Here is a 26045-nt window from a genome sequence, read left to right as displayed (position 1 = left end):
TCATGAGCAAGATCCAAACCCTCCAGAACGCGCTTGAGACGGTGCTGGGCGCCAAGGTCAAGCGCCTTGTCGCCGACCGCGGCGAGCTGACCCTCACGGTCGGCGCGGCCGATTACCTCGAGGTCGCCCGCACGCTGCGCGATGCGCCCGAGCTGCGCTTCGAGCAGCTGATCGACCTGTGCGGCGTGGACTACTCCACCTATGGCGACGGCCGCTACGAAGGGCCGCGTTTCTGCGTCGTCGTGCACCTGCTGTCGATCACCCACAACTGGCGCCTGCGCCTGAAGGTGTTCTGCCCGGACGACGACCTGCCCATGGTGCCGTCGGTCCACGAGATCTGGAACTCGGCCAACTGGTTCGAGCGCGAGGCCTTCGACCTGTTCGGCATCGTCTTCGAAGGCCACCTGGACCTGCGCCGCATCCTGACCGACTACGGCTTCATCGGTCACCCGTTCCGCAAGGATTTCCCGCTCAGCGGCCACGTGGAAATGCGCTACGACGCGGAGCAACGGCGCGTGATCTACCAGCCGGTCACGATCGAGCCGCGCGAGATCACGCCGCGCATCATCCGCGAAGAAAACTACGGCGGCCTGCACTGATGATGGACCGGTCCCTGCGCGCTGCGGCGTGTTCCTCGAAGCGGCATCCGTCACCCGGTCGTGACGGCCGGGCCGCTGTCGGCGAGGCGGGCGCGGCGCGGGCGGCCGGGCCGAGTGCCATGGAAGAGTGAAATGGCGGAAATCAAGAACTACACCCTGAACTTCGGCCCGCAGCACCCGGCTGCGCACGGCGTGCTGCGCCTCGTGCTCGAGCTCGACGGCGAAGTCATCCAGCGTGCCGACCCCCACATCGGCCTGCTGCACCGCGCCACCGAGAAGCTGGCCGAGTCCAAGACCTTCATCCAGTCGCTGCCGTACATGGACCGTCTCGACTACGTGTCCATGATGTGCAACGAGCACGCCTACTGCCTGGCGATCGAGAAGCTGCTGGGCATCGAGGTGCCGATCCGCGCGCAGTACATCCGCGTGATGTTCGCCGAGATCACCCGCCTGCTGAACCACCTGCTGTGGCTGGGCGCGCACGGTCTGGACTGCGGCGCGATGAACATGCTCATCTACTGCTTCCGCGAGCGCGAGGACCTGTTCGACATGTACGAAGCGGTCTCCGGCGCGCGCATGCACGCGGCGTACTTCCGTCCGGGCGGCGTGTACCGCGACCTGCCGGACAGCATGCCGCAGTACAAGCCCTCGAAGGTGCGCAGCCCGAAGGTGGTGGCCAAGCTCAACGAGAACCGCCAGGGCTCGCTGCTCGACTTCATCGAGGACTTCACCAACCGTTTCCCCAAGCACGTCGACGAGTACGAGACGCTGCTGACCGACAACCGCATCTGGAAGCAGCGCACGGTGGGCATCGGCGTGGTGTCGCCCGAGCGTGCCCTCAACCTCGGCTTCACCGGCCCGATGCTGCGCGGCTCGGGCATCGCCTGGGACCTGCGCAAGAAGCAGCCGTACGACGTCTACGACCGCGTCGAGTTCGACGTGCCGGTCGGCACCAACGGCGACTGCTATGACCGTTACCTGGTGCGCGTCGAGGAGATGCGCCAGTCCAACCGCATCATCAAGCAGTGCGTCGACTGGCTGCGCAAGAACCCTGGTCCGGTCATCACCGACAACCACAAGGTGGCGCCGCCGTCGCGACTGGAGATGAAGTCCAGCATGGAAGAGCTGATCCACCACTTCAAGCTCTTCACCGAGGGCTTCCACGTGCCCGAAGGTGAGGCCTACGCAGCCGTCGAGCACCCGAAGGGCGAGTTCGGCATCTACCTGGTCAGCGACGGCGCGAACAAGCCGTACCGCCTGAAGATCCGCGCCCCGGGCTTTGCCCACCTTGCCGCGATGGACGAGATGTCGCGCGGCCACATGATCGCCGATGCCGTGGCCGTGATCGGCACCATGGATATCGTGTTCGGAGAGATTGACCGATGATCTCTGAAGCCACCAAGCAGCGCTTCGCCCGCGAGGTCGCCAAGTACCCGCCCGACCAGAAGCAGTCGGCCGTGATGGCCTGCCTGTCCATCGTGCAGCAGGAGCAGGGCTGGGTCTCTCCGGAGGCCGAGAAGGAGGTCGCCGACTACCTCGGCATGCCGCCGATCGCGGTGCACGAGGTCGTGACGTTCTACAACATGTACAACCAGCAGCCGGTCGGCAAGTTCAAGCTGAACGTCTGCACCAACCTGCCGTGCCAGCTGCGCGACGGCAAGAAGGCGGCCGAGTACCTGGCGCAGAAGCTGGGCGTCGAGCTGGGCGGCACCACGCCGGACGGCCTGTTCACGGTGGCCGAGTGCGAATGCCTGGGCGCCTGCGCCGACGCGCCGGTGATGCTGGTCAACGACCGCCAGATGTGCAGCTTCATGAGCAACGAGCGCCTCGACGAACTGGTCGAGACGCTGCGTGCCGCTGCCAAGCAAGGGGTGAAGTGATGCTGGATCTCTCCAGATTCCAGGCCACCGGTGCCGAGACCTGCTTCCACGGGCGCCACATCGAGCCGCAGATCTATGCCGGCCTCGACGGCAGCAACTGGCGCCTGAAGGACTACGAGGCCCGCGGCGGCTACCAGGCGCTGCGCAAGATCCTCGGCAAGGACGGCGGCCAGGGCATGACGCCCGACCAGGTCATCGTCGAGGTCAAGGCCTCCGCGTTGCGCGGCCGTGGCGGTGCAGGCTTCCCGACCGGGCTGAAGTGGAGCTTCATGCCGCGCCAGTTCCCCGGGCAGAAGTACCTGGTCTGCAACTCCGACGAGGGCGAGCCGGGAACCTGCAAGGACCGCGACATCCTGCGCTACAACCCGCACATCGTCATCGAGGGCATGATCATCGCGGCCTACGCGATGGGCATCACCGTGGGCTACAACTACATCCACGGCGAGATCTTCGAGGTCTACGAGCGCTTCGAGGAAGCCATCGAGGAAGCGCGCGCAGCGGGCTACCTCGGCAACAACATCCTGGGCAGCGACTTCAGCTTCCAGCTGCACGCGCACCACGGCTTCGGGGCCTACATCTGCGGCGAGGAAACCGCGCTGCTCGAATCGCTGGAAGGCAAGAAGGGGCAGCCTCGCTTCAAGCCGCCGTTCCCGGCCAGCTTCGGCCTGTACGGCAAGCCGACCACCATCAACAACACCGAGACCTTCGCCGCGGTGCCCTGGATCATCCGCAACGGCGGCGAGGCGTATCTCGCCATCGGCAAGCCCAACGCCGGCGGCACCAAGATCTTCTCGGTGGTCGGCGACGTCGAGCGTCCCGGCAACTACGAGATCCCGCTGGGCACGCCGTTCTCCAAGCTGCTGGAACTGGCCGGCGGGGTGCGCAAGGGGCGCCAGCTCAAGGCCGTGATCCCGGGCGGTTCGTCGGCGCCGGTGCTGCCGGCCGACATCATGATGGACCTGACGATGGACTACGACGCCATCGCCAAGGCGGGCTCGATGCTCGGCTCGGGCGCGGTCATCGTGATGGACGACACCCGCTGCATGGTCAAGTCGCTGCTGCGACTGTCCTACTTCTACATGCACGAGTCCTGCGGCCAGTGCACCCCGTGCCGCGAAGGCACCGGCTGGCTGTGGCGCATGGTCGAGCGCATCGAGAACGGCCGTGGCCGTCCCGAGGACCTGGATCTGCTCAACTCCGTGGCCGACAACATCCAGGGGCGCACCATCTGCGCGCTGGGTGACGCGGCGGCGATGCCGGTGCGGGCGATGCTCAAGCATTTCCGCCACGAGTTCGAGCACCACGTCGAACACAAGTCCTGCATGGTTCCGGCCTACGTCTGACGGCCGGCGAAAGAGACACCATGGTTGAAATCGAACTGGACGGTCAGAAGGTCGAAGTGCCGGAAGGCAGCATGGTGATGCATGCCGCCGAGAAGGCCGGCACCTTCATCCCGCACTTCTGCTACCACAAGAAGCTCTCCATCGCGGCCAACTGCCGCATGTGCCTGGTCGACGTCGAGAAGGCGCCCAAGCCCATGCCCGCCTGCGCCACGCCGGTGACGCAAGGCATGGTCGTGCGCACCCGCAGCGACAAGGCGGTCAAGGCACAGCAGGCGGTGATGGAGTTCCTGCTGATCAACCACCCGCTGGACTGCCCGATCTGCGACCAGGGCGGCGAATGCCAGCTGCAGGACCTGGCCGTCGGCTATGGTGGCTCGTCCTCGCGCTACACCGAGGAAAAGCGCGTCGTGATGCCCAAGGAGGTCAGCCCGCTGGTCTCGATGGCCGAGATGACGCGCTGCATCCACTGCACGCGCTGCGTGCGCTTCGGGCAGGAGATCGCCGGCCAGATGGAGCTGGGCATGATCAACCGGGGCGAGCACTCCGAGATCACGACCTTCCTGAACGAGACCATCGACTCCGAGCTGTCGGGCAACATGATCGACCTGTGCCCGGTCGGCGCCCTGACGAGCAAGCCGTTCCGCTATTCGGCCCGGACCTGGGAGCTGTCGCGCCGCAAGTCGGTCAGCCCGCATGACTCCACCGGTGCCAACCTGATCGTGCAGGTCAAGGGCAACAAGGTGATGCGCGTGCTGCCGTACGAGAACGAGGAGGTCAACGAGTGCTGGCTGGCCGACCGTGACCGCTTCTCGTACGAGGCGCTCAACAGCGACGAGCGCCTGACCGCCCCGATGATCAAGCAGGGCGGCCAGTGGAAGGTCGTCGACTGGCAGACCGCGCTCGAATACGTGGCCAACGGCCTGAAGCAGATCCAGTCCGAGCATGGGGCCCAGGCCATCGGTGCTCTGGGCTCGGCCCACAGCACCGCCGAGGAGCTGTACCTGCTCGCGCAGCTGGTGCGCGGGCTCGGCAGCGACAACGTCGACCACCGCCTGCGCCACGCCGACTTCACGACGGGCGAGGGCGCCCGCTGGCTGGGCATGCCCATCGCCGGCCTGTCGACGCTGCAGGGCGCGCTGGTGGTCGGCTCCTTCCTGCGCAAGGACCACCCGCTGTTCGCCGCGCGCCTGCGCCAGGCGGCGCGCCACGGCGCCCGCATCCACGCGCTGCATGCGGTCGAGGACGACTGGCTGATGCCGATCGCCTCGCGCATCACGGTCGCCCCGAGCGGCTGGCTGCAGGCGCTGGCCGACATTGCCGCTGCGGTTGCGGCCGAGAAGGGCGTGACCGCCCCGGTGGCCGGCCAAGCCACGGAGGCCGCCGTGGCGGTGGCCCGCTCGCTGCTGTCGGGCGAGCGCAAGGCCGTGCTGCTGGGCAACGCCGCCGCGCAACATCCGCAGGCGAGCGCGCTGCTCGCGGTGGCGGGCTGGATCGCCGAACAGACCGGCGCCTCGGTCGGCTACCTGGGCGAGGCCGCGAACTCGGTCGGCGCCCAGCTGGTCGGTGCGCTGCCGCAGCAGGGCGGGCTGAACGCCGCCCAGATGCTGAGCCAGTCGCTCAAGGCCTACCTGCTGCTCAACGTCGAGCCCGAGCTGGACGCGGCCGACCCGAACGCGGCGCTGGCCGCCCTGCAGGGGGCCGAGATGGTGGTCGCGCTGAGCGCGTTCCGCACCCGCGCCGTCGAGTACGCCGACGTGCTGCTGCCGATCGCGCCGTTCTCCGAAACCTCCGGGACGTTCGTCAACGCCGAAGGCCGCGCGCAGAGCTTCTACGGCGTGGTCAAGCCGCTGGGCGAGGCGCGTCCGGCCTGGAAGGTGCTGCGCGTGCTGGGCAGCATGCTGGGCCTGCAGGGCTTCGACTTCGAGACCTCCGAAGAGGTCAAGGCGCGTGCACTGGGCGACCTGGCCCAGCTGCCGGCGCGCCTGAGCAACCGTTGCGACGTGGCGGTGCAGCCGGCGGCCGCGCCGGGCGGCATCGAGCGCATCGCCGAAGTGCCGATCTACTCGACCGACCCGATCGTGCGTCGGGCGCGTTCGCTGCAGCTCACGCGCGACGCGCGCCCGCCGGTCGCCGGGCTGCCGGCCGCACTGTGGGAACGGCTGGGCCTGAAGGACGGCGAACCGGTGCGCCTGGTGCAGGGCAAGGCGGTCGCGTTGCTGCCCGCGCGCCTGGAGCCGGGGCTGCCTGCCAACTGCGTGCGGGTGCCGGCCGGCCATCCCGCGACCAGCGGGCTGGGCGCCATGTTCGGCGCGATCGAAGTGACCAAGGCCTGACGAAGGACGCGCAAGCATGCTCGAGACCCTGAACACCTTCGGCGAATCGACCCTGGGCGGCTTCTGGCCGGTCGTCTGGACGCTGATCAAGATCGTTGCGCTGGTGTTGCCGCTGATGATCTGCGTGGCCTACCTGACGCTGTGGGAGCGCAAGGCCATCGGCTGGACCCAGGTGCGCCCCGGCCCCAACCGCGTCGGCCCGGCCGGCCTGCTGCAGCCGATCGCGGACGCGGTGAAGCTGATCTTCAAGGAGATCATCGCCCCGACCGCGGCCAACAAGGGCCTGTTCTACCTGGCGCCGATCATGACCATCATGCCGGCGCTGGTGGCCTGGGTCGTGATCCCGTTCGGCCCCGAGGTCGCGCTGTCCAACATCAACGCCGGCCTGCTGTTCCTGATGGCGATCACCTCGCTGGAGGTGTACGGCATCATCATCGCCGGCTGGTCGTCGAACTCCAAGTACGCCTTCCTCGGCGCGCTGCGCGCCTCGGCGCAGATGGTGTCGTACGAGATCGCGATGGGCTTCGCCTTCGTGGTCGTGCTGATGGTCTCGGGCAGCCTGAACATCACCGAGATCGTGATGGGGCAGGCCGCCGGCCGCTTCGCCGAAATGGGCCTGAACTTCCTGTCCTGGAACTGGCTGCCGCTGCTGCCCATCTTCGTGGTCTACGTCATCTCGGGCATCGCCGAGACCAACCGCCACCCGTTCGACGTGGTCGAAGGCGAGTCCGAGATCGTGGCCGGCCACATGATCGAGTACTCGGGCATGTCGTTCGCGATGTTCTTCCTGGCCGAGTACGCCAACATGATCCTGGTGTCGGCGATCGCCTCGCTGATGTTCCTGGGCGGCTGGCTGCCTCCGTTTGCCTTCCTGGACTTCATCCCCGGCTGGATCTGGCTGGGCATCAAGACCTTCGTCGTCGTCACGCTGTTCCTGTGGGTGCGCTCGACCTTCCCGCGCTTCCGCTACGACCAGATCATGCGCCTGGGCTGGAAGATCTTCATCCCGGTGACGCTGGTGTGGCTGGTGCTGGTCGGCCTGTGGATCCAGTCGTCCTGGAACATCTGGAACTGAGCCCGGACACCGAGAGGTAAATGACCATGTCCGCTGTCGCTTCCATCAAGGACTTCCTCAACAGCTTCATGCTCACGGAGCTGTTCAAGGGTCTGGCCCTGACCGGGCGCCACTTCCTGTCGCCGCACATCACCGTGCAGTACCCGGAAGAGAAGACCCCGCTGTCGCCGCGCTTCCGCGGCCTGCACGCGCTGCGCCGCTACGAGAACGGCGAGGAGCGCTGCATCGCCTGCAAGCTGTGCGAGGCGGTGTGCCCGGCCATGGCGATCACGATCGAGTCGCAGGTGCGCGAGGACGGCAGCCGTCGTACCACGCGCTACGACATCGACCTGACCAAGTGCATCTTCTGCGGCTTCTGCGAGGAAAGCTGCCCGGTCGACTCCATCGTCGAAACCAACATCTTCGAGTACCACGGCGAGAAGCGCGGCGATCTCTACTTCACCAAGGAGATGCTGCTGGCCATCGGCGACCGATACGAGAAGGAGATTGCGGCCAGCAAGGAGGCGGACGCCAAGTACCGGTAAGGCGCCTGCTCCCACGCGACGGGGCTGCTTCCCGGAAGCGGCCTGCAACCCGAGAAAGACATGGAAACCACGACCGCGCTCTTTTACGTGTTCTCCGCGATCCTGCTGTTCGCAGCGTTTCGCGTGATCACCGCCCGCAGCACCGTGCATGCGGCGCTCTTCCTGGTGCTGGCCTTCTTCAACGCCGCCTGCGTGTGGATGCTGCTGAAGGCCGAGTTCCTCGCCATCTCCCTGGTGCTCGTCTACGTCGGCGCCGTGATGGTGCTGTTCCTGTTCGTCGTGATGATGCTGGACTTCAACACCGACGCGCTGCGGCAAGGCTTCTGGAAGCACTTCCCGCTGGCCGGCATCATCGGCCTGGTGATCGCGGTCGAGATGGCGGTCGTGCTGCTGGGTGGCTTCGATGTCGCCGAGGCGCCGGCGCCCACCTCCGAGCAGGTCGAGCTGGGCAACAGCAAGCTGCTGGGCATCGAGATGTACACGAACTACCTGTACCCGCTGCAGATCGCGGCGGTGATCCTGCTGGTGGGCATCGTCTCGGCCATCGCGCTGACGATGCGCAAGCGCAAGGACTCGCGCTACGTCGACCCGTCCCGGCAGGTCAAGGTCAAGAAGGCGGATCGACTGCGCATCGTCTCGATGCAGCCTGAAGTGCAGCGCGCGGTCGCGCCGGCAGACAACCAGACCCCCACGGGAGGCCAGGCATGACCCTCACCCTCGGACACTACCTGTCGCTGGGCGCGGTCCTGTTCGCGATGTCGGTGATCGGCATCTTCATGAACCGCAAGAACCTGATCGTGCTGCTGATGTGCATCGAGCTGATGCTGCTGGCGGTCAACCTGAACTTCGTGGCCTTCTCCCATTACCTGGGTGACATGGCCGGCCAGGTGTTCGTGTTCTTCATCCTGACGGTGGCCGCCGCCGAGTCGGCCATCGGTCTGGCGATCCTCGTCGCGCTGTTCCGCAGCCGCTCCTCCATCGATGTGGTCGAGCTCGACACCCTCAAAGGCTAACCCGTCAGAACAATGAGTCAGCTCTCACAGAACATGCTGGTCGCGGTGCCGGTGGCGCCGCTGGTGGGCGCCATCGTGGCGGGCCTGTTCGGCAAGTACGTCGGACGCCGCGGCGCGCATGCGATCACCATCCTCGGGGTCTTCGTCGCCTTCGTGCTGTCGGCCATGGTGCTGAAGGCGGTGGCCGTCGACGGGGCGCGCTTCAACGAGACCGTCTACGAATGGATGGTCGTCGGCGACCTGAAGATGGAAGTCGGCTTCATGATCGACGGCCTGTCGGCCATGATGATGTGCGTGGTGACCTTCGTGTCGCTGATGGTGCACATCTATACCATCGGCTACATGGAGGACGACCCGGGCTACCAGCGCTTCTTCTCCTACATCTCGCTGTTCACCTTCTCGATGTTGATGCTCGTGATGAGCAACAACTTCCTGCAGTTGTTCTTCGGCTGGGAGGCGGTGGGCCTGGTGTCGTACCTGCTGATCGGCTTCTGGTTCAAGAAGCCCTCGGCGATCTTCGCGAACCTCAAGGCCTTCCTGGTCAACCGGGTGGGTGACTTCGGCTTCATCCTCGGCATCGGCCTGATCGTCGCCTACGCCGGCACGCTGAACTACACCGAAACCTTCGCCAAGGCCGGCGAGCTGGCCGCGCTGACCTTCCCGGGCACCGACTGGATGCTGGTCACGGTGACCTGCATCTGCCTGTTCATCGGCGCGATGGGCAAGTCGGCCCAGTTTCCGCTGCACGTGTGGCTGCCTGACTCGATGGAGGGCCCGACCCCGATCTCGGCGCTGATCCACGCGGCGACCATGGTGACCGCGGGCATCTTCATGGTCGCGCGCATGTCGCCGCTGTTCGAGCTGTCGGACACCGCACTGAACTTCGTGCTGGTGATCGGCGCGATCACGGCGCTGTTCATGGGCTTCCTCGGCATCATCCAGAACGACATCAAGCGCGTCGTCGCGTACTCGACGCTGTCGCAGCTGGGCTACATGACGGTGGCGCTGGGCGTGTCGGCCTACTCGGTGGCGGTGTTCCACCTGATGACGCACGCGTTCTTCAAGGCGCTGCTGTTCCTGGCCGCGGGCTCGGTGATCATCGGCATGCACCACGACCAGGACATCCGCAACATGGGCGGGCTGCGCAAGTACATGCCGCTGACTTGGATCACCTCGCTGATCGGCTCGCTGGCGTTGATCGGCACGCCGTTCTTCTCGGGCTTCTACTCGAAGGACTCGATCATCGAGGCGGTCCATGCGAGCCAGCTCCCGGGCGCGGGCTTCGCCTACTTCGCGGTGGTGGTCGGCGTGTTCGTGACGGCGTTCTACTCGTTCCGCATGTACTTCCTGGTCTTCCACGGCGAGGAGCGCTTCCGCCACAAGCCGTTCCCGCCCGAGGACGACCATGCGCACGGCCACGATGACGAACACCACGAGCCCCACGAGTCGCCGTGGGTCGTCACCGCGCCGCTGCTGCTGCTGGCGGTGCCGTCCGTGGTGATCGGCTTCCTGACCATCCAGCCGATGCTGTACGGCGACTTCCTGAAGGACGCCATCTTCGTCGACACCGCCAGGCACCCGGCGATGGCCGAGCTGGCCGAGCACTTCCATGGTGCGGTGGCGATGGCGCTGCACGGCCTGACGCTGCCGCCGTTCTGGCTGGCGCTGGCCGGCGTGGTGGTGGCGTACGTGTTCTACATGGTCAGGCCGGGCATCCCGGCGATGCTGCGCCAGCGCCTGGGCTTCCTGGTGCGCATCATGGAGAACAAGTACTACATGGACTGGATCAACGAGAACGTCATCGCCGCTGGCGCGCGCCTGATCGGGCGGGGGCTGTGGAAGGGCGGCGATGCCGGCCTGATCGACGGCCTCGTGATCAACGGCTCCGCCAAGCTGGTCGGCTGGGGCGCCTCGGTGGTGCGCCTGTTCCAGTCGGGTTACATCTATCACTATGCCCTCGTGATGATCATCGGCATCTTCGTGTTGATGACGTGGCAACTGTGGCCGTACCTGCAGGGCTTCCTGCGTGGCATCACCGGCGCCTGAAGCGAGGTAACGACACATGAGTCTCCTGAGCCTCGCGATCTGGACCCCCGTCTTTTTCGGGGTCGTGCTCCTGGCCCTGGGCCGCGATCAACATGCCAACGCGGTGCGCTGGCTGGCCCTGATCGGCTCGCTGCTGGGCCTGTTCGTCACGCTGCCGCTGATCAGCGACTTCAATGCCGCCACCTCGGCGATGCAGTTCGTCGAGGATGCGGTGTGGATCGAGCGCTTCAACGTCCACTACAAGCTGGGCGTGGACGGCATCTCGGTCTGGTTCGTGCTGCTGACCGCCTTCATCACGGTGATCGTCGTGATCGCCGGCTGGGAGGTGATCACCGAGCGCGTCAACCAGTACATGGGCGCGTTCCTGCTCCTTTCGGGCCTGATGATCGGCGTGTTCTCCGCGCTGGACGGCCTGCTGTTCTACGTCTTCTTCGAGGCCACGCTGATCCCGATGTACATCATCATCGGCATCTGGGGCGGCCCGCGCCGGGTCTACGCGGCGTTCAAGTTCTTCCTGTACACGCTGCTTGGCTCGCTGCTGATGCTGGTGGCGTTGGCCTACCTGTATTACCAGTCCGGCAGCTTCGACATCCTCGAATGGCACCAGTTGCCGCTGCCGATGACGGCGCAGACGCTGGTGTTCCTGGCGTTCTTCCTGGCCTTCGCGGTCAAGGTGCCGATGTGGCCGGTGCACACCTGGCTGCCGGATGCCCACGTCGAGGCGCCGACCGGCGGCTCGGTGGTGCTGGCTGCCATCATGCTGAAGCTGGGTGCCTACGGCTTCCTGCGCTTCTCGCTGCCCATCGTGCCTGACGCCGCGCGCGAGCTGACTTGGCTGATGGTCGCGCTGTCGCTGGTCGCCGTGGTCTACATCGGCCTGGTCGCGCTGGTGCAGCAGGACATGAAGAAGCTGGTGGCCTACTCGTCGGTCGCGCACATGGGCTTCGTGACCCTGGGCTTCTTCATGTTCAACGAGCTGGCCGTCTCCGGCGCCATCGTGCAGATGATCGCCCACGGCTTCGTCTCGGGCGCGATGTTCCTGTGCATCGGCGTGCTGTACGACCGCGTGCACTCGCGCGAGATCGCCGCTTATGGCGGGGTGGTCAACACCATGCCGAAGTTCGCGGCCTTCGCCGTGCTGTTCGCGATGGCCAACTGCGGCCTGCCGGGCACGGCCGGCTTCGTCGGCGAGTGGATGGTGATCCTCGGCACCGTGAAGGTGAACTTCTGGCTCGGCGCGCTGGCCGCGACGACCCTGATCTTCGGTGCGGCCTACACGCTGTGGATGGTCAAGCGCGTCTACTTCGGCCCGGTGGCCAACGACAACGTGCGCGAGCTCGCCGACCTGAACAAGCGCGAGTTCTTCATGCTCGCGGTGCTGGCGATCGCAGTGCTCTGGATGGGCCTGTATCCCAAACCCTTCACCGACGTGATGCACCACTCGGTGGTCGACCTGCTGCAGCACGTGGCCCAGACCAAGCTTCCCTGACGACGAGGCCACCGCAATGAACGACATGAACTGGCTTGCCATCTATCCCGAGATCCTGCTGCTGGTGCTGACCTGCGTGGTCGCGCTGGTGGACCTCTTCGTCACCGATCCCCGCCGCACCCCGACCTACGTGCTGACGCTGCTGTCGCTCGTGGTCCTGGGGGCACTGCAGCTGTCCTACGTGACCGACGGCGTCACCGTCTACGGCATGCAGGGCATGGTGGTCAGCGACCCGATGGGCAACATGCTGGAGCTGTGCGCCACCATCGCGACCTTGGTGTCGCTGGTCTACGCCCGCCCGTACGCGGCCGACCGCGGCATGCTCAAGGGGGAGCTGTTCACGCTCAGCCTGTTCTCGCTGCTGGGCATCATGGTGCTGATCTCGGCGAACAACTTCCTGACCATCTACCTCGGCCTGGAACTGATGTCGCTGTCGCTGTATGCCCTGGTGGCGCTGCGCCGCGACGACATCCCGGCCACCGAGGCGGCGATGAAGTACTTCGTGCTCGGCGCGCTGGCCAGCGGCTTCCTGCTGTACGGCCTGTCGATGATGTACGGCGCCACCGGCTCGCTGGAGCTGGGCACGGTGCTGCAGGCCATCGGCGCGGGCGGCATGAAGAACGAGGTGCTGGTCTTCGGCGTGGTGTTCGTCGTGGCCGGCTTGGCGTTCAAGCTCGCCGCGGTGCCGTTCCACATGTGGGTGCCCGACGTCTACCAGGGCGCGCCGACCGCCGTGACGCTGCTGATCTCCGGCGCACCGCAGCTGGCCGGCTTCGCGATGGCGTTCCGCCTGCTGGTCGAGGGCATGGCGGCGCTGGCGGTCGACTGGCAGCAGATGCTGATCGTGCTGGCCGTGGCCTCGCTGGTGATCGGCAACCTGGTCGCGATCGCGCAGACCAACCTGAAGCGCATGCTGGCGTACTCGACCATCGGCCAGATGGGCTTCGTGCTGCTGGGCCTGGCCTGCGGGGTGATGCCGGACGACCCCGAAGCCGCGACCAACGCCTACAGCTCGGCGCTGTTCTACACCGTCACCTACGTGCTGACCACGCTGGGCACCTTCGGCCTGGTGGCGCTGCTGGCACGCGAGGGCTTCGAGTCCGACGAGATCGCCGACCTGAAGGGCCTGAACCAGCGCAGCCCCTGGTATGCCGCGGTGATGGCGATCTTCATGTTCTCGCTGGCCGGCGTGCCGCCGGCGGTCGGCTTCTACGCCAAGCTGGCCGTGTTGCAGGCGCTGGTGGCCACCGCCCAGCCGCTGTACATCGGGCTGGCGATCGCGGCGGTGCTGCTGTCGCTGATCGGTGCCTTCTACTACCTGCGCGTCGTCAAGGTGATGTACTTCGACGCGCCGGCGGACGCGGCCGCCCCGATCACGGCCAGCGGCGACGCCCGCGCGATGATGTCGCTCAACGGCCTGGCCGTGCTGGTGCTGGGCCTGCTGCCGGGTGGCCTGATGGCGTGGTGCACGCAGGCCATCAGCCAGGCGCTGGCGGGGTGATGGCCGCGTGAGCGCCTCGGCCTCGGTCTGGCTGGTGCTGCTGGCCGCCGCGGTGGGTGCCAACCTGCCGTTCGTCAACGACCGGCTGTTCCTCGTCGGCCCGCGCCGTGCGCCCAAGTCCCTGGCCTGGCGCCTGCTGGAGCTGGCGGTGTGGTTCGGCCTCGTGCTGGCCCTGGGCTTCGGCCTGGAGGCGCGGCAGGGGCAGCGCCACGCGCAGGGCTGGGAGTTCTACGCGGTGGCGGTCTGCCTGTTTCTGACGTTGGCTTTCCCCGGCTTCGTCTGGCGCTACCTGCGGCGCCATCGCCCGTGACGCCATGAGCGACAGGACTGCGCCCGACACCCCCTGGCAACGCGACGACCGCCACCTCGAGGAGCGGCGGCTCGAGTCGCGCCAGGTGTTCCGCGGCCGCCTGCTGGACGTGCGCGTGGACCGCATCGAGCTGCCCGACGGGCAGGAGGACGTGCGCGAGTACGTCGCCCACCCGGGGGCGGTGATGATCGTGCCGCTGCTGGACGACGGCCGCGTGGTGCTGGAACGGCAGTACCGTTACCCGCTGCAGCGCGTGATGGTCGAGTTCCCTGCCGGCAAGCTCGATCCCGGCGAGCCGGGGCGCGCCTGCGCCGAGCGCGAGCTGTTCGAGGAAACCGGCTACCGGGCGCGCGAATGGGCCTGCGCCGGCCGGCTCAACAACGCCATCGCCTATTCGGACGAGACCATCCAGGTCTGGTTCGCGCGCGGGCTCTCGGCCGGGGACCGGCACCTGGACCCCGGGGAGTTCCTGGACGTGTTCACCGCGACGGTCGACGAGCTGGCCGCCTGGGTGCGCGACGGCCGGGTGACCGATGCCAAGACGATGATCGGGCTGCTGTGGCTGCAGCAGTGGCGTGCCGGGCACTGGCCGCTGCACTGGGAGTCCTGAAGGCGCGCGGCCGGGGTTTTGCCGATAATCGCGTCATATGAAGGTGCTCAACCTCCAGTGTCGACACGGCCATGTCTTCGAAGGCTGGTTTTCGTCCGAGGATGACTACCGCGACCAGCAGGAACGCGGGCTGGTCAGCTGTCCGCTGTGCTCGGACACCGAAGTGAGCAAGCTGCCGACCGCGCCGCGCCTGAACCTGCGCGCCGGCAAGGGCGGCGAGAAGGCGGGCGACGACAGCCGCCACGTGGCCACCGGGCCGTCGGCGGCCGAGATGCAGGCCCTGTGGCTGCGGGCGCTGCGGCACGTGGTCGAGAACACCGAGGACGTGGGCGAGCGCTTCGTCGAGGAGGCGCGCCGCATCCACTACGGCGAGGCCGAGGCCCGCAACATCCGGGGCCAGGCCACGCGCGAGGAGACCGAGGCCCTGCTCGAGGAAGGCATCGAGGTGATGCCGCTGCCCCTGCCGCCGGCCCTCAAGGAGCCGACGCACTGAGCCGGCCTCTCAGGGGGCGATGACCCGCCCCGGATTCATCCGGTTGGCCGGATCCAGCGCGCGCTTGATCGCGCGCATCAGCTGCAGCGCCACCGGCGACTTGCGGCGCGGCAGCTCGTCGCGCTTGAGCGCGCCGATGCCGTGCTCGGCCGAGATCGAGCCGCCGTGGGCCAGCACCGCGTCGTACACCAGCGCATTGACGGCGGCCTCATGCTCGCGCAGGAACGCCGCCGCGCCGACGCCTTCCGGGGCCTGCACGTTGTAGTGCAGGTTGCCGTCGCCCAGGTGCCCGAAGTTCACCAGCCGCGCGCCGGGGAAGCGCTGCGCGATCTGCGCGTCGGTGCTCGCGACGAAGGCGGGGATGCGCGAGACCGGCACCGAGATGTCGTGCTTGATGTTCAGGCCTTCCTCGGCCTGCGCGAGCGGGATCGATTCGCGCAGGTGCCAGAGGCTGCGCGACTGCTCGAGGCTTTCGGCCACCACCGCGTCGGTGATCAGCCCGCGTTCCAGCGCGGCCTCGAGCATCGCGTCGAACAGGCCGCGCGCATGCTCGGCCGATTCGGTGTCCGACTGCTCGAGCAGCACGGTCCAGGGGGAGGGCGGCAGCGGCTGGCGCAGCTGCGGAAAGTGCTTCGCGACCAGCTCGAGCGCGAACGCCCCCATCACCTCGAAGCCGGTCAGGCCCGCCCCCAGCTTCGCCTGCGCGAGCTGCAGCAGGCCGACCGCCTGCTCCAGCGTCGGCACCGCCGCCAGCGCCGTGACCTGGGCCGCCGGCTGGGGATGCAGCTTGAGCACCGCGGCGGTGATGATGCCGAGCGTGCCCTCGCTGCCGATGTACAGGTCACGCAGGTCGTAGCCGGTGTTGTCCTTGCGCAGGCCGCTCAGGCCGTCCCACACCTCGCCGTTGGGCGTCACGACCTCCAGCCCCAGGCACAGCTCGCGCGCGTTGCCGTAGCGCAGCACCTGGGTGCCACCGGCGTTGGTGGCCAGGTTGCCGCCGATCGTGCAGCTGCCCTCGGCGGCAAGGCTCAGCGGGAACAGCAGCCCCTGCGCCGCGGCGGCTTCCTGCACGCCCTGCAGGACGCAGCCGGCTTCCACCGTCATCGTCAGGTTGGCCGCGTCGATCTCGCGGATGCGGTTCAGCCGCTGCAGGCTTAGCACCACCTGGGTGCCGCTCGCATCGGGCACCGCGCCGCCGACCAGCCCCGTGTTGCCGCCCTGCGGCACGATGGAGGCGCCATGCGCGGCGCAGGCCCGCACCACCGCGGCGACCTCCGCGGTGCTGGCGGGCCGCACGACGGCCAGCGCCTTGCCGCGGTAGCGCTTGCGCCAGTCCACCTCCCAGGCGGACAGGTCGCCGTCGGTCAGGACCTGGGGCGCGCCGACGATGGCGCGCAGGGCATCGAGCAGGGCAGCGGTCATGGCGCGGTCGGGGCAGGGCGGGCGTTCTTGAGCCGCACGCGCACGTGCAGCGCGCAGGCGACGAACAGCAGCAGGCACAGCACCACCTCGAGGGCGGCCAGCGCGGCGCTCAGGCCACGATCGCTGGTGGCGCGCACGATGCCTTCGGCGAAATACAGCCACACCAGCAGGCTGACCCAGCGGTAGGTGTACATGCGGCGCTTGAGCAGGCCGGCCAGCGGCAGGGTCAGCGGCAGCACCTTGAGTGCCAGCCATGAGCCGCCGGGGCGCAGCGGGGCAAGCCACAGCTCCCAGGCCAGGCCGAGCACGATCAGTGCGAGCAGGCTGCCGACGGCCAGCGCGCGGGTGCGGTCCACGAGGGGGGAGTGATTCATCGATGGCATGATAGCGGCCATGAGTTCTCCTCAGGGACTGCGACACTCCTGGCGTGAACAGGTGGCCTGGCTGGTGCAGACGCTGCACGACTGGCCGTGGATGGACACGCTGAAGACGCTGTGGCAGCGCTTCCGCGAGGACCGGCTGGCGCTGACCGCCAGCAGCCTGACCTTCACCACCATCATCTCGCTGGTGCCGCTGTTCACGGTGACGCTGGCGGTGTTCACGGCGTTTCCGATGTTCGCGCGCTTCCAGGCGGCGCTGGAGCGCTACTTCATCCAGAGCCTGGTGCCGGACGCGATCGCCAAGCCGGTGCTCAAGGCGCTCACGCAGTTCGCGTTGAACGCCAACCGGCTCGGCACGGCGGGCCTGGTGTTCCTGATGTTCACGGCGCTGGCGCTGATGCTGACCATCGACCGCACGCTCAACGCGATCTGGCGGGTGCGCAAGCCGCGTCCGATCGCGCACCGCGTGATGGTGTACTGGGCCGCGGCCACGCTGGGGCCGCTGCTGCTCGGGGTGAGCCTGTCGGTGACCTCGTACGCGCTGACGCGCTCGCGCGGTATGGTCGGCGGCGACTATTCCGCCGTGCTGAACTGGGTGCTCAACGTCGTCGAGTTCGGCCTGTTCGTCGGGGCGATCGCGGCGCTGTTCCGCTACGTCCCCAACGTCTACGTGCGCTGGTCCCATGCACTGGCCGGAGCGCTGTTCGTCGCGACCAGCTTCGAGCTGGCCAAGGCGCTGCTCGCCTGGTACCTGCGCCAGGTGCCGACCTACTCGGCGGTGTACGGCACCTTCGCGACGGTGCCGATCTTCCTGATCTGGATCTACCTCGGATGGCTGATCGTGCTGCTCGGCGCGGTGATCGCGGCCTACGCCCCAAGCCTGCAGATGCGCGTGGTGCGGCGCCCGGACACGCCGGGGCAGCGCTTCCAGCTTGCGGTCACGGTGTTGCGCGAGCTGCAGGCCGCGCGCGGGCAGAGCGTCCACGGCATCGCGGCGCAGACCCTGGCCGAGCGGCTGCGCACCGACCCGCTGCAGATCGAGCCGGTGCTGGAGACGCTGGTCGCGCTGGACTGGGTCGGCCGGCTCGACGAGGAGGGCGCGGCGCGCTACGTGCTGCTGGTCGACCCGGAGCGCACGCCGGCCCAGCCGCTCATCGCCCAGCTGCTGGTCGAGCCCAGCGCCGACCTGCGCCGCTTCTGGGAGCGCACCGGCTTCGCCTCGCTGACGCTGGCCGACGTGCTGCGGCCCTGAGCCGGTGACGCGGGGTCAGAACGGGATGCGGCCCGTCCAGATGTCCTTGTACATGACCCAGTCGCCCATGAAGCTGTACAGCGGGCGCTTGAACGAGGCGGGCTTGTTCTTCTCGAAGCCGAAGTGCCCGATCCAGGCAAAGCCGTAGCCGCACACCAGGCCGGCCAGGAACCACCACGGGTTGCCGCTGGCGACCAGGGCCGCCAGGCACACCAGCGCGAGCGTCGAGCCGACGAAATGCAGCCGGCGGCAGGTGCGGTTGCTGTGCTCCGAGAGGTAGAACGGGTAGAACTCCGCGAAGCTCTTGAAGGCCTTGGGATCGACGGTGGCGACGCTGGTCGTGCTCATGCGACAGGCTCCTTCAGGGTGGACGACAGGAAGTCCTTCATCGCATTCAACACCCCGTCCGGGGCTTCCGCCATCAGGTTGTGCCCTGCCTCGACCCGGCGTACCTCGGCGCGCAGCCAGCGCACCAGGTCCGCGGTGGCCTTGGGCGAGGTCATCTGGTCACGGCGGCCCAGCAGCAGCTGCACCGGGCAGCGCACCCGCGCGGCGGCCTGCTCGGCGCCGGCATAGCGGTCGCAGACGCCGAAGTCGTGCACGAACAGGTTGGCCCCGTCATGCTGCGCCGCATAGCGCTCCAGCATGCGGCGCATCAGCGCGCGGCTGCCGCCGTGCAGCCAGCTGCCCGGCCCGGGGGCGGACGGCTTGGGCGCGAGCGTGGAATGCGAGTACGCGGTCACCCGGTCGATCGCCACCAGCGGCGTGTCGCGCGCCGCATCGAGCAGCGCGGGCGAGACCTTCATCGGGTAGGCGGTGCCGACCATGATCAGGTGGGTGGCGCGCTCGCCCAGGGCAGCGGCGGCCTCCAGCGCGACCAGCGAGCCCATGCTGTGCCCGACCAGCGCGGCGCGCCCGACGCCGGCGGCGGCCAGCAGGTCGACGAGCCAGGCGCCCAGCGTCTCCACGTCCGGCAGGGCCGGGCCGGCGCTGCGCCCGTGCCCGGGCAGGTCCACCGCCAGCACGCTCCAGCCGTGGTGGGCGAGGTAGCGGCTCTGCAGGCCCCAGACGCTGTGGTCGTTGAGCGCGCCGTGGATCATCACGACGCAGGGCCGTTGCCCGTCGAAGGGCTTGCCGCCGGTGTAGGCGTAGGCCTCGCGTTGCTGCACGACGAGCTTCATGCGGCACCTCCTGCCTTCTGCGCGGCCTTCAGCGCGCGTCCCAGGTCGTCGATCAGGTCGTCGGCGCTCTCCAGCCCGATGGACAGCCGGATCGTGCCCTGGGTGATGCCGGCGCGCGCCAGCGCCGCGTCGTCCATGCGGAAGTGCGTGGTCGAGGCCGGGTGGATCACCAGCGAGCGGCAGTCGCCGACGTTGGCCAGGTGCGAGAACACCTGCAGCGTCTCGATGAACCTGCGGCCCTGGGCCCGGTCGCCCTTGAGGTCGAAGCTGAACACCGAGCCGCAGCCGCGCGGCAGCAGGCGCTTGGCCAGCTCGTGGCTGGGATGGCCGGGAAGCTCGGGGTAGGCGATGCGCTCGACCATCGGGTGCCTGCTGAGGAACTCGACCACCTTGCGGGTGTTCTCGACGTGGCGTTCCATGCGCATCGACAGCGTCTCCACGCCCTGCAGGATCAGCCACGCGCTGTGCGGGCTCATGCAGGCGCCGAAGTCGCGCAGGCCCTCGCGGCGCGCGCGCAGCAGGAAGGCGCCGACGGTGCTTTCCTCGCTGAACACCATGTCGTGGAAGCCGGCGTAGGGCTCGGTCAGCTCGGGGAAGCGCCCACTGGCCTCCCAGTCGAAGCGGCCGCTGTCGACCAGCACGCCGCCGATCACCGTGCCGTGGCCGGAGAGGAACTTGGTGGCCGAGTGGTAGACCAGGTCCGCGCCGTGCTCGAAGGGCCTCAGCAGGTAGGGCGTGGTGAAGGTCGAGTCGACCAGCAGCGGGATGCCGTGCTCGTGCGCGATCGCGCTGACGGTGGGGATGTCGAGCACGTCCAGCCCCGGGTTGCCCAGCGTCTCGCCGAAGAACAGGCGCGTGTTGGGGCGGATCGCGGCGCGCCAGGCGTCGATGTCGCCGGGCTGCACGAAGGTGGTCTCGATGCCGAAGCGCGCCAGCGTGTAGTGGAGCAGGTTGTGCGAGCCGCCGTACAGCGCGCTGCTGGCGACGATGTGCGAGCCGGCACCCATCAGCGTGGCGATCGCCAGGTGCAGCGCGGCCTGGCCGCTGGCGGTGGCGATCGCGCCGACCCCGCCCTCCAGCGCCGCGATGCGCTCCTCCAGGACCGCGGTGGTGGGGTTGGAGATGCGCGAGTAGACATGGCCCGAGCGCTCCATGTTGAACAGCGCCGCGGCATGGTCGCTGTCCTCGAACACGAAGGAGGTGCTCAGGTAGATCGGCACGGCGCGGGCCCCGGTGGCGGGGTCGGGCGCGCTGCCGGCGTGCAGGGCCAGCGTGTCGAAACCTGGGTCGGCATATCCGGGCATGACGGTCTCCAGTCAGGCGCAAGGCGCCGGTGATCGACGCGGCGGTGACCGCACCGACACGAGCAGCTTCCGGTCACCTCTTGCATTGTGGGCTATATTGGTTCACTCATTGGCCGCCGGCAGGCGTGGCCGCAACAGGAGGCAATGATGAAAGTCAGCGATATTCTTCGCGTCAAGGGCGGAGCGCTATTCACGGTTTCACCAGACCAGCCGCTCGGCGAGGCGCTCAAGACCATGGCCGAGCACGACATCGGCTCGCTGGTCGTGATGGAGCACGGCGACCTGGTCGGGATGCTCACCTTCCGCGAGGTGATCCAGGCCATCGTCAACAACGGCGGCACCGTCGGCAAGACCATCGTGCGCACGGTGATGGACAACGCGCCGCTGACCTGCACGCTGGAGACCGAGATCGACGAGGTGCGCCGCATGATGCTGGGCCGCCATGCCCGCTACATGCCGGTGATGAACCAGCGCACCCTGATGGGCGTGATCTCGTTCTACGACGTGGCCAAGGCGGTGGTCGACAGCCAGGACTTCGAGAACCGCATGCTCAAGGCCTACATCCGCGACTGGCCGGGCGCCGACGGCGGCGAGCCGGTGCAGACGCTCTGAGGCGCGCTGGCGCGCGCCCGCAGCCGCTGCCCTGGCGCGGGTCCGTCGAGCCGGCGGGACGGACCGTGCCGGGTGCAGCCAGCGACCCTGCGTCGCGGTGCGGCCGGCGCGCGCGGGGTGGCGGGCGGCGACTTAAAATTCCGTCTTCCTGCATGGTGGCCCGCGCCACCGCTCCATGACCCGCGGGCTTGCAGCCTGCAGCTCCTTTCCTTTCCATGTCCGGCAGCACCTTCGGCACCCTGTTTCGCGTTACCAATTTCGGCGAGTCGCATGGCCCGGCCATCGGCTGCGTGATCGACGGCTGCCCCCCGGGCCTGGAGCTGTCCGAGGCCGACATCCAGCCCGACCTGGACCGCCGCCGTCCCGGCACCTCGCGCCACGTCACGCAGCGCAACGAGCCGGACGCGGTGGAGATCCTGTCCGGCGTCTACGAGGGCCACACCACCGGCACGCCGATCTGCCTGCTGATCCGCAACACCGACCAGCGCAGCAAGGACTACGGCAACATCCTGCAGACGTTCCGGCCGGGGCACGCCGACTACACCTACTGGCACAAGTACGGCATCCGCGACCCGCGCGGCGGCGGCCGGTCGTCGGCGCGCCTGACCGCACCGATGGTCGGGGCCGGCGCGGTCGCCAAGAAGTGGCTGCGCCAGCAGTACGGCACGACCTTCCGCGGCTGCATGACGCAGCTGGGCGAGATCGAGATCCCGTTCGAGTCCTGGGACCACGTGCCGCACAACCCCTTCTTCGCGCCCAATGCGGGCATCGTCCCGCAGCTCGAGTCCTACATGGACGCGCTGCGCAAGGCCGGCGACTCGGTCGGCGCGCGCATCCACGTCGAGGCCTGCAACGTCCCCGTGGGGCTGGGCGCGCCGCTGTTCGACAAGCTCGACGCAGACATCGCCTACGCGATGATGGGCATCAACGCGGTCAAGGGCGTGGAGATCGGCGCCGGCTTTGCGTCGGTGGCGCAGAAGGGCACCGAGCACGGCGACGAGCTGACGCCGCAAGGCTTCCGCAGCAACCATGCGGGCGGCGTGCTGGGCGGCATCAGCACCGGCCAGGACATCACCGTCTCGATCGCGATCAAGCCCACCAGCTCGATCCGCACCCCGCGCGCCTCGATCGACCTGGCGGGCCAGCCCGTCACGGTGGAGACCCACGGCCGCCACGATCCCTGCGTGGGCATCCGCGCCACGCCCATCGCCGAGGCCATGCTGGCCCTGGTGCTGATGGACCACGCGCTGCGCCACCGTGCGCAGTGCGGGGACGTGCGGGTCGACACCCCGCGCATTCCCGGCCGCGCGCCGGACTGAGCGCGCCCATGCCCACGGGGCCGGCCGCGACCGCGCCGCGGGGCGACCTGTGGCGGTTCGCGGCCCTGTCGGGGGTCTACTTCGCCTTCATCGGCTACTTCAATCCCTACCTGCCGCTGTGGCTCAGCGAGCTGGGCTTCGGCGCGTTCACGATCGGGGCGCTGGTGGCGGTGCAGAGCGCCACGCGGGTGGTGGCGCCCTATGCCTGGGCCTGGGTCGCCGACCACACCGGCCGGCGCATCCGGCTGCTGCGCATCGCCTCCACCGCGGCCTGCCTGTGCGGGGCCGGGCTGCTGCCGACGCCCGGCTGGATCGCCCCGCACGCGGGCTACGTCGGGCTGGTGCTGTTCCTGATGTTCATGAACACCAGCGCGATGATGCCGATGGCGGAGGCGGCGCTGGCGCAGCGCGTCAGCACCGAGCGGGGGCTGGACGTGGGTCGCTACGGGCGCATCCGGGTGTGGGGCTCGATCGGCTTCATCGTCACCGTCGTCGCCTTCGGCTTCTGGTTCGACCGCATGGGCCTGCGCTGGTTTGCGCCGGGCGTGGTGCTGATCCTGTTCGCGCTGGTGCTCGCGTGCCGGCAGCTGCCCGCCGACAAGGCGGCCGACGAGGGCGCGCCGGCCGCGCCGCCGCTGCGGCCGGTGCTCGCGCAGCGCCCGGTGCGGTGGTTCTTTGCCTCGGCCTTCTTCATGGTGCTCGCGCACATGAGCCTGTACGCGTTCTTCTCGCTGCACCTGGACGCGCTGGGCTACGGGCGCGACGCGGTGGGCCTGCTGTGGGCGGTGTCGGTGGTCGCCGAGATCGGCTGGTTCCTGGTGCAGGGCCGCTGGATCGGGCACGGCACGCTGGAGCGCTGGCTGGCCTTCGCCTGCGCCGTCGCGGCGCTGCGCTTCGCCGCCACCGCCGCCTTCGGCGCCAGCCTGACCGTGATGCTGCTGGCGCAGGCGGCGCACGCAATCACCTTCGCGGCGCACCACTCGGTCTGCATGGCCTGGATCACCCGGCACTTCCCGGGCCGGCTGCGGGCGCGCGGGCAGGCGCTGTACACCGTGCTCGGCTACGGGCTGCCGGGCGTGCTGGGTGGCGTGGCCGGCGGTGCGCTGAGCGAGGCGGCCGGCTATGCGGCGGTGTTCTGGGCCGCGGCGGCGGCCGGGGCGCTGGCCGCGCTGGCGGCGTGGCGCGTCGGCCAGGCTGCGCACAAGGCCCTTTCGGCGACGGAGTCTTGACAAGAACCGCGGGCAACTTGCATCTTTATGTTGCAAAACCTTACGTCGTGACGTGATACGCTGCGCGCCGCACCCCCGCTCAGGATCATGTCTTGGCGGGGGCCGGCGTTCCACCATTCACCAGAAGACAGGGGTGTCACAGTGAAATTCCGTCGTGTTTCTCTTGCCACTGCGCTCGTGGCCGCCGCATGGCTGGCCGGTTGTGCTTCCACCAGGGTCGGCGAGCCCGCTGCCGGCAGCGCGACCGCCGGCACGGCAAGCAGCCAGCAATCGGCGCAGTCCCAGGTGACCACGGTCGACGCCGGTTCACCCAATGCGTCCAGCCTGGCCGCTGCCGAGCAAGGACTCGCGCCGGTCATCTATTTCGACTTCGACAGCTCGTTGATCCGGCCGGAGTACCACGGCACGATCGACGGCTACGCCAAGCTGCTGCGCAATGACCGGCAGCGCCGCCTGACGATCGAGGGCCACGCCGACGAGCGCGGCAGCCACGAGTACAACCTGGCGTTGGGCCAGCGCCGCGCCGAGGCCGTGCGCAAGGCGCTGCAGCTGCTGGCGGTCAACGACGACCAGCTCGAGGCGATCAGCTACGGCGAGGAGCGCCCCGCGGTGCAGGGCACCGGCGAGGAGGTCTGGTCCAAGAACCGTCGCGCCGAGTTCCGCCTGCAGTAAGGCGCTGCGCGTGCACCACGAGGCCGGCCGGTGCCGGCCTTTTTTTGTCGGCCCGATCAGCACTCGACGATGTTGACGGCCAGGCCGCCGCGTGCGGTTTCCTTGTACTTGGTCATCATGTCGGCACCGGTCTCGCGCATGGTCTTGATGACCTTGTCCAGCGAGACGTGGTGGCTGCCGTCGCCGCGCAACGCCATGCGCGCCGCGTTGACCGCCTTCACCGCGGCGATCGCGTTGCGCTCGATGCAGGGGATCTGCACCAGGCCACCGACCGGGTCGCAGGTCAGGCCCAGGTGGTGCTCCATGCCGATCTCGGCCGCGTTCTCCACCTGCGCCGGGGTACCGCCCAGCACCGCGCACAGCGCGCCGGCGGCCATCGAGCAGGCCACGCCGACCTCACCCTGGCAGCCGACCTCGGCGCCGGAGATCGAGGCGTTCTCCTTGTAGAGGATGCCGATCGCGCCGGCGGTGAGCAGGAAGTCGACCACCCCCGCATCGTTTGCCCCGGGGACGAAGCGGGTGTAGTAGTGCAGCACTGCCGGGATGATGCCGGCCGCACCGTTGGTCGGCGCGGTCACGACCCGGCCGCCGGCGGCGTTCTCCTCGTTGACCGCGAGCGCGTAGAGGTTCACCCAGTCCAGCACCTGCAGCGGGTCCTTGAGGGCCGCCTCGGGGTGGGCGGTCAGCTGCCGGTACAGGGCCGCTGCGCGCCGGCGCACCTTGAAGCCGCCGGGCAGCACGCCTTCGCTGCGGCAACCGCGCGAGACGCAGTCCTGCATCACCTGCCAGATCGCCAGCAGCCCGGCGTCGATCTCCGCGTCGCTGCGCCAGTGGCGCTCGTTGCGGCGCATCACCTCGGCGATCGAGCAGCCCTCGCGCGCGGTGATCGCCAGCAGCTCGGCGCCGGTGTGGAAGGGCAGGGGCAGCACCGTCGTGTCCGGCGCGATGCGCTTCTGGCGCGAGCCGTCGGCGGCGACGTCCTCGCTGACGACGAAGCCGCCGCCCACCGAGTAGTAGATGCGCGAGGCCAGCTCCTGCCCCTGCGCGTCGTACGCGGCGAAGCGCATGCCGTTGGCGTGGAAGGGCAGCGACTCGTGGCGCAGGAACTGCAGGTCGCTCGCCTCGTCGAAGGCGATCTCGTGCTGGCCGAGCAGCGGCAGCCGGCGCGGGCCGCGGATGGCCTCCAGCAGCGCGGGGATCGCATCGACGTCGACGGTGTCGGGCTCGTGGCCGGCCAGGCCGAGCAGCACGGCCTTGTCGCTGCCGTGGCCCTTGCCGGTGGCGCCGAGCGAGCCGTACAGCTCGCAGCGCACCCGGGCCGTGGCCGCGAGCCGGCCTTCATGCTGCAGGCGCAGCGCGAACAGGCGCGCCGCGCGCATCGGGCCCACCGTGTGCGAGCTCGACGGGCCGATGCCGATCTTGAACAGGTCGAAAACGGAAACGGCCATGGCGTGCTCC

The 26045-nt window shown here is 68.6% G+C and carries 26 protein-coding genes; 20 read left to right on the top strand and 6 right to left on the bottom strand.

The window, feature by feature from the left end:
* Positions 1-2: 2 nt before the first annotated feature.
* The 15 genes from IS481_RS11320 to IS481_RS11250 all read left to right on the top strand — a co-directional run bounded on the left by IS481_RS11320 (position 3) and on the right by IS481_RS11250 (position 15216).
* Positions 3-599: an NADH-quinone oxidoreductase subunit C gene (locus IS481_RS11320; protein ID WP_104358659.1), complete on the top strand. Its 597-nt coding sequence runs from the start codon at positions 3-5 to the stop codon at positions 597-599.
* A gap of 132 nt (positions 600-731) precedes the next feature.
* Positions 732-1985: an NADH-quinone oxidoreductase subunit D gene (locus IS481_RS11315; RefSeq protein ID WP_104358629.1), complete on the top strand. Its 1254-nt coding sequence runs from the start codon at positions 732-734 to the stop codon at positions 1983-1985.
* Positions 1982-2479, top strand: coding sequence for an NADH-quinone oxidoreductase subunit NuoE (gene nuoE, locus IS481_RS11310; protein WP_104358628.1), 498 nt, complete (start codon positions 1982-1984; stop codon positions 2477-2479). The genes IS481_RS11315 and nuoE overlap by 4 nt, the downstream gene beginning before the upstream one ends.
* A complete protein-coding gene (nuoF, locus tag IS481_RS11305; protein WP_104358627.1) occupies positions 2479-3822 on the top strand; it encodes an NADH-quinone oxidoreductase subunit NuoF in 1344 nt (447 codons plus the stop codon). The genes nuoE and nuoF overlap by 1 nt, the downstream gene beginning before the upstream one ends.
* Positions 3823-3842: 20 nt before the next feature.
* Entirely contained in the window at positions 3843-6155 is a 2313-nt protein-coding gene (gene nuoG / locus IS481_RS11300; RefSeq protein ID WP_104358626.1) for an NADH-quinone oxidoreductase subunit NuoG, read from the top strand.
* A 16-nt stretch (positions 6156-6171) separates the two neighbouring features.
* Complete coding sequence (gene nuoH, locus IS481_RS11295; protein WP_104358625.1) at positions 6172-7230, top strand: NADH-quinone oxidoreductase subunit NuoH; 1059 nt, start codon at positions 6172-6174, stop codon at positions 7228-7230.
* A gap of 26 nt (positions 7231-7256) precedes the next feature.
* The gene (nuoI, locus tag IS481_RS11290; protein WP_104358658.1) at positions 7257-7754 is read left to right on the top strand and encodes an NADH-quinone oxidoreductase subunit NuoI; all 498 of its coding nucleotides are present in this window, start codon (positions 7257-7259) and stop codon (positions 7752-7754) included.
* Positions 7755-7814: 60 nt separating this feature from the next.
* Positions 7815-8462 carry an NADH-quinone oxidoreductase subunit J gene (locus IS481_RS11285; protein WP_104358624.1) on the top strand — a complete coding sequence of 216 codons (648 nt, stop codon included), beginning with the start codon at positions 7815-7817 and terminating at the stop codon, positions 8460-8462.
* Entirely contained in the window at positions 8459-8767 is a 309-nt protein-coding gene (nuoK, locus tag IS481_RS11280) for an NADH-quinone oxidoreductase subunit NuoK (protein ID WP_104358623.1), read from the top strand. Before IS481_RS11285 ends, nuoK begins: the two co-directional genes overlap by 4 nt.
* A 12-nt stretch (positions 8768-8779) precedes the next feature.
* Positions 8780-10813 carry an NADH-quinone oxidoreductase subunit L gene (gene nuoL, locus IS481_RS11275; protein WP_104358622.1) on the top strand — a complete coding sequence of 678 codons (2034 nt, stop codon included), beginning with the start codon at positions 8780-8782 and terminating at the stop codon, positions 10811-10813.
* A 16-nt stretch (positions 10814-10829) separates the two neighbouring features.
* A complete protein-coding gene (locus IS481_RS11270; protein WP_104358621.1) occupies positions 10830-12302 on the top strand; it encodes an NADH-quinone oxidoreductase subunit M in 1473 nt (490 codons plus the stop codon).
* A gap of 16 nt (positions 12303-12318) precedes the next feature.
* Entirely contained in the window at positions 12319-13803 is a 1485-nt protein-coding gene (gene nuoN, locus IS481_RS11265) for an NADH-quinone oxidoreductase subunit NuoN (RefSeq protein WP_104358620.1), read from the top strand.
* A 7-nt stretch (positions 13804-13810) separates the two neighbouring features.
* Complete coding sequence (locus tag IS481_RS11260; protein WP_104358619.1) at positions 13811-14113, top strand: DUF2818 family protein; 303 nt, start codon at positions 13811-13813, stop codon at positions 14111-14113.
* Between the two features lie 4 nt (positions 14114-14117).
* On the top strand, positions 14118-14723 hold the full coding sequence (locus tag IS481_RS11255; RefSeq protein WP_104358618.1) for an NUDIX domain-containing protein: 606 nt from the start codon (positions 14118-14120) through the stop codon (positions 14721-14723).
* A gap of 37 nt (positions 14724-14760) precedes the next feature.
* Complete coding sequence (locus IS481_RS11250) at positions 14761-15216, top strand: DUF1178 family protein (protein WP_104358617.1); 456 nt, start codon at positions 14761-14763, stop codon at positions 15214-15216.
* A gap of 9 nt (positions 15217-15225) precedes the next feature.
* Here IS481_RS11250 and IS481_RS11245 read toward each other — a convergent pair whose 3' ends face one another.
* Positions 15226-16638, bottom strand: a complete 1413-nt coding sequence (locus IS481_RS11245; protein WP_104358616.1) for an FAD-binding oxidoreductase — start codon at positions 16636-16638, stop codon at positions 15226-15228.
* A complete protein-coding gene (locus IS481_RS11240; RefSeq protein WP_194963294.1) occupies positions 16635-17012 on the bottom strand; it encodes a DUF2069 domain-containing protein in 378 nt (125 codons plus the stop codon). The genes IS481_RS11245 and IS481_RS11240 overlap by 4 nt, the downstream gene beginning before the upstream one ends.
* Before the next feature lie 19 nt (positions 17013-17031).
* Between IS481_RS11240 and IS481_RS11235 the strand changes: the two genes are divergently transcribed.
* A complete protein-coding gene (locus IS481_RS11235) occupies positions 17032-18270 on the top strand; it encodes a YihY family inner membrane protein (protein WP_104358614.1) in 1239 nt (412 codons plus the stop codon).
* Between the two features lie 15 nt (positions 18271-18285).
* Here the strand turns inward: IS481_RS11235 and IS481_RS11230 are convergent, their stop codons facing one another.
* Genes IS481_RS11230 through IS481_RS11220 form a run of 3 tightly spaced genes read right to left on the bottom strand, consistent with a single transcriptional unit; the run spans position 18286 to position 20755 of the window.
* The gene (locus IS481_RS11230; protein WP_104358613.1) at positions 18286-18618 is read right to left on the bottom strand and encodes an Mpo1-like protein; all 333 of its coding nucleotides are present in this window, start codon (positions 18616-18618) and stop codon (positions 18286-18288) included.
* Positions 18615-19451, bottom strand: a complete 837-nt coding sequence (locus tag IS481_RS11225; protein ID WP_104358612.1) for an alpha/beta fold hydrolase — start codon at positions 19449-19451, stop codon at positions 18615-18617. The genes IS481_RS11230 and IS481_RS11225 overlap by 4 nt, the downstream gene beginning before the upstream one ends.
* The gene (locus IS481_RS11220; RefSeq protein WP_104358611.1) at positions 19448-20755 is read right to left on the bottom strand and encodes an O-acetylhomoserine aminocarboxypropyltransferase; all 1308 of its coding nucleotides are present in this window, start codon (positions 20753-20755) and stop codon (positions 19448-19450) included. Before IS481_RS11220 ends, IS481_RS11225 begins: the two co-directional genes overlap by 4 nt.
* 147 nt (positions 20756-20902) lie before the next feature.
* On the opposite strand from IS481_RS11220, the gene IS481_RS11215 reads away from it, so the two are divergent.
* The 4 genes from IS481_RS11215 (at position 20903) to pal (ending at position 24587) form a co-directional block, all read left to right on the top strand.
* On the top strand, positions 20903-21367 hold the full coding sequence (locus IS481_RS11215; protein ID WP_104358610.1) for a CBS domain-containing protein: 465 nt from the start codon (positions 20903-20905) through the stop codon (positions 21365-21367).
* A 215-nt stretch (positions 21368-21582) separates the two neighbouring features.
* Entirely contained in the window at positions 21583-22686 is a 1104-nt protein-coding gene (aroC, locus tag IS481_RS11210; protein WP_104358609.1) for a chorismate synthase, read from the top strand.
* 8 nt (positions 22687-22694) lie between these two features.
* Entirely contained in the window at positions 22695-23915 is a 1221-nt protein-coding gene (locus IS481_RS11205) for an MFS transporter (RefSeq protein ID WP_104358608.1), read from the top strand.
* A gap of 285 nt (positions 23916-24200) precedes the next feature.
* A complete protein-coding gene (pal, locus tag IS481_RS11200; protein ID WP_232529256.1) occupies positions 24201-24587 on the top strand; it encodes a peptidoglycan-associated lipoprotein Pal in 387 nt (128 codons plus the stop codon).
* 56 nt (positions 24588-24643) lie between these two features.
* On the opposite strand, the gene IS481_RS11195 is transcribed toward pal, so the two are convergent.
* Positions 24644-26035 carry an L-serine ammonia-lyase gene (locus IS481_RS11195; protein WP_104358606.1) on the bottom strand — a complete coding sequence of 464 codons (1392 nt, stop codon included), beginning with the start codon at positions 26033-26035 and terminating at the stop codon, positions 24644-24646.
* Positions 26036-26045: the final 10 nt, after the last annotated feature.

The organism is Caldimonas thermodepolymerans (genome assembly GCF_015476235.1).
In the GTDB taxonomy this organism is placed as follows: domain Bacteria; phylum Pseudomonadota; class Gammaproteobacteria; order Burkholderiales; family Burkholderiaceae_C; genus Caldimonas; species Caldimonas thermodepolymerans.
The sequence above is the reverse complement of the archived record's forward strand: the minus strand, read 5'-3'. Positions and strand labels throughout refer to the sequence as shown.

Excerpts from the sequence above, each read along its gene's own strand:
- IS481_RS11320 (WP_104358659.1), top strand. The coding sequence starts at position 3 with ATGAGCAAGATCCAAACCCTCCAGAACGCGCTTGAGACGGTGCTGGGC.
- IS481_RS11315 (WP_104358629.1), top strand. The coding sequence starts at position 732 with ATGGCGGAAATCAAGAACTACACCCTGAACTTCGGCCCGCAGCACCCG.
- nuoE (WP_104358628.1), top strand. The coding sequence starts at position 1,982 with ATGATCTCTGAAGCCACCAAGCAGCGCTTCGCCCGCGAGGTCGCCAAG.
- nuoF (WP_104358627.1), top strand. The coding sequence starts at position 2,479 with ATGCTGGATCTCTCCAGATTCCAGGCCACCGGTGCCGAGACCTGCTTC.
- nuoG (WP_104358626.1), top strand. The coding sequence starts at position 3,843 with ATGGTTGAAATCGAACTGGACGGTCAGAAGGTCGAAGTGCCGGAAGGC.
- nuoH (WP_104358625.1), top strand. The coding sequence starts at position 6,172 with ATGCTCGAGACCCTGAACACCTTCGGCGAATCGACCCTGGGCGGCTTC.
- nuoI (WP_104358658.1), top strand. The coding sequence starts at position 7,257 with ATGTCCGCTGTCGCTTCCATCAAGGACTTCCTCAACAGCTTCATGCTC.
- IS481_RS11285 (WP_104358624.1), top strand. The coding sequence starts at position 7,815 with ATGGAAACCACGACCGCGCTCTTTTACGTGTTCTCCGCGATCCTGCTG.
- nuoK (WP_104358623.1), top strand. The coding sequence starts at position 8,459 with ATGACCCTCACCCTCGGACACTACCTGTCGCTGGGCGCGGTCCTGTTC.
- nuoL (WP_104358622.1), top strand. The coding sequence starts at position 8,780 with ATGAGTCAGCTCTCACAGAACATGCTGGTCGCGGTGCCGGTGGCGCCG.
- IS481_RS11270 (WP_104358621.1), top strand. The coding sequence starts at position 10,830 with ATGAGTCTCCTGAGCCTCGCGATCTGGACCCCCGTCTTTTTCGGGGTC.
- nuoN (WP_104358620.1), top strand. The coding sequence starts at position 12,319 with ATGAACGACATGAACTGGCTTGCCATCTATCCCGAGATCCTGCTGCTG.
- IS481_RS11255 (WP_104358618.1), top strand. The coding sequence starts at position 14,118 with ATGAGCGACAGGACTGCGCCCGACACCCCCTGGCAACGCGACGACCGC.
- IS481_RS11250 (WP_104358617.1), top strand. The coding sequence starts at position 14,761 with ATGAAGGTGCTCAACCTCCAGTGTCGACACGGCCATGTCTTCGAAGGC.
- IS481_RS11245 (WP_104358616.1), bottom strand. The coding sequence starts at position 16,638 with ATGACCGCTGCCCTGCTCGATGCCCTGCGCGCCATCGTCGGCGCGCCC.
- IS481_RS11240 (WP_194963294.1), bottom strand. The coding sequence starts at position 17,012 with ATGAATCACTCCCCCCTCGTGGACCGCACCCGCGCGCTGGCCGTCGGC.
- IS481_RS11235 (WP_104358614.1), top strand. The coding sequence starts at position 17,032 with ATGAGTTCTCCTCAGGGACTGCGACACTCCTGGCGTGAACAGGTGGCC.
- IS481_RS11230 (WP_104358613.1), bottom strand. The coding sequence starts at position 18,618 with ATGAGCACGACCAGCGTCGCCACCGTCGATCCCAAGGCCTTCAAGAGC.
- IS481_RS11225 (WP_104358612.1), bottom strand. The coding sequence starts at position 19,451 with ATGAAGCTCGTCGTGCAGCAACGCGAGGCCTACGCCTACACCGGCGGC.
- IS481_RS11220 (WP_104358611.1), bottom strand. The coding sequence starts at position 20,755 with ATGCCCGGATATGCCGACCCAGGTTTCGACACGCTGGCCCTGCACGCC.
- IS481_RS11215 (WP_104358610.1), top strand. The coding sequence starts at position 20,903 with ATGAAAGTCAGCGATATTCTTCGCGTCAAGGGCGGAGCGCTATTCACG.
- aroC (WP_104358609.1), top strand. The coding sequence starts at position 21,583 with ATGTCCGGCAGCACCTTCGGCACCCTGTTTCGCGTTACCAATTTCGGC.
- IS481_RS11205 (WP_104358608.1), top strand. The coding sequence starts at position 22,695 with ATGCCCACGGGGCCGGCCGCGACCGCGCCGCGGGGCGACCTGTGGCGG.
- IS481_RS11195 (WP_104358606.1), bottom strand. The coding sequence starts at position 26,035 with ATGGCCGTTTCCGTTTTCGACCTGTTCAAGATCGGCATCGGCCCGTCG.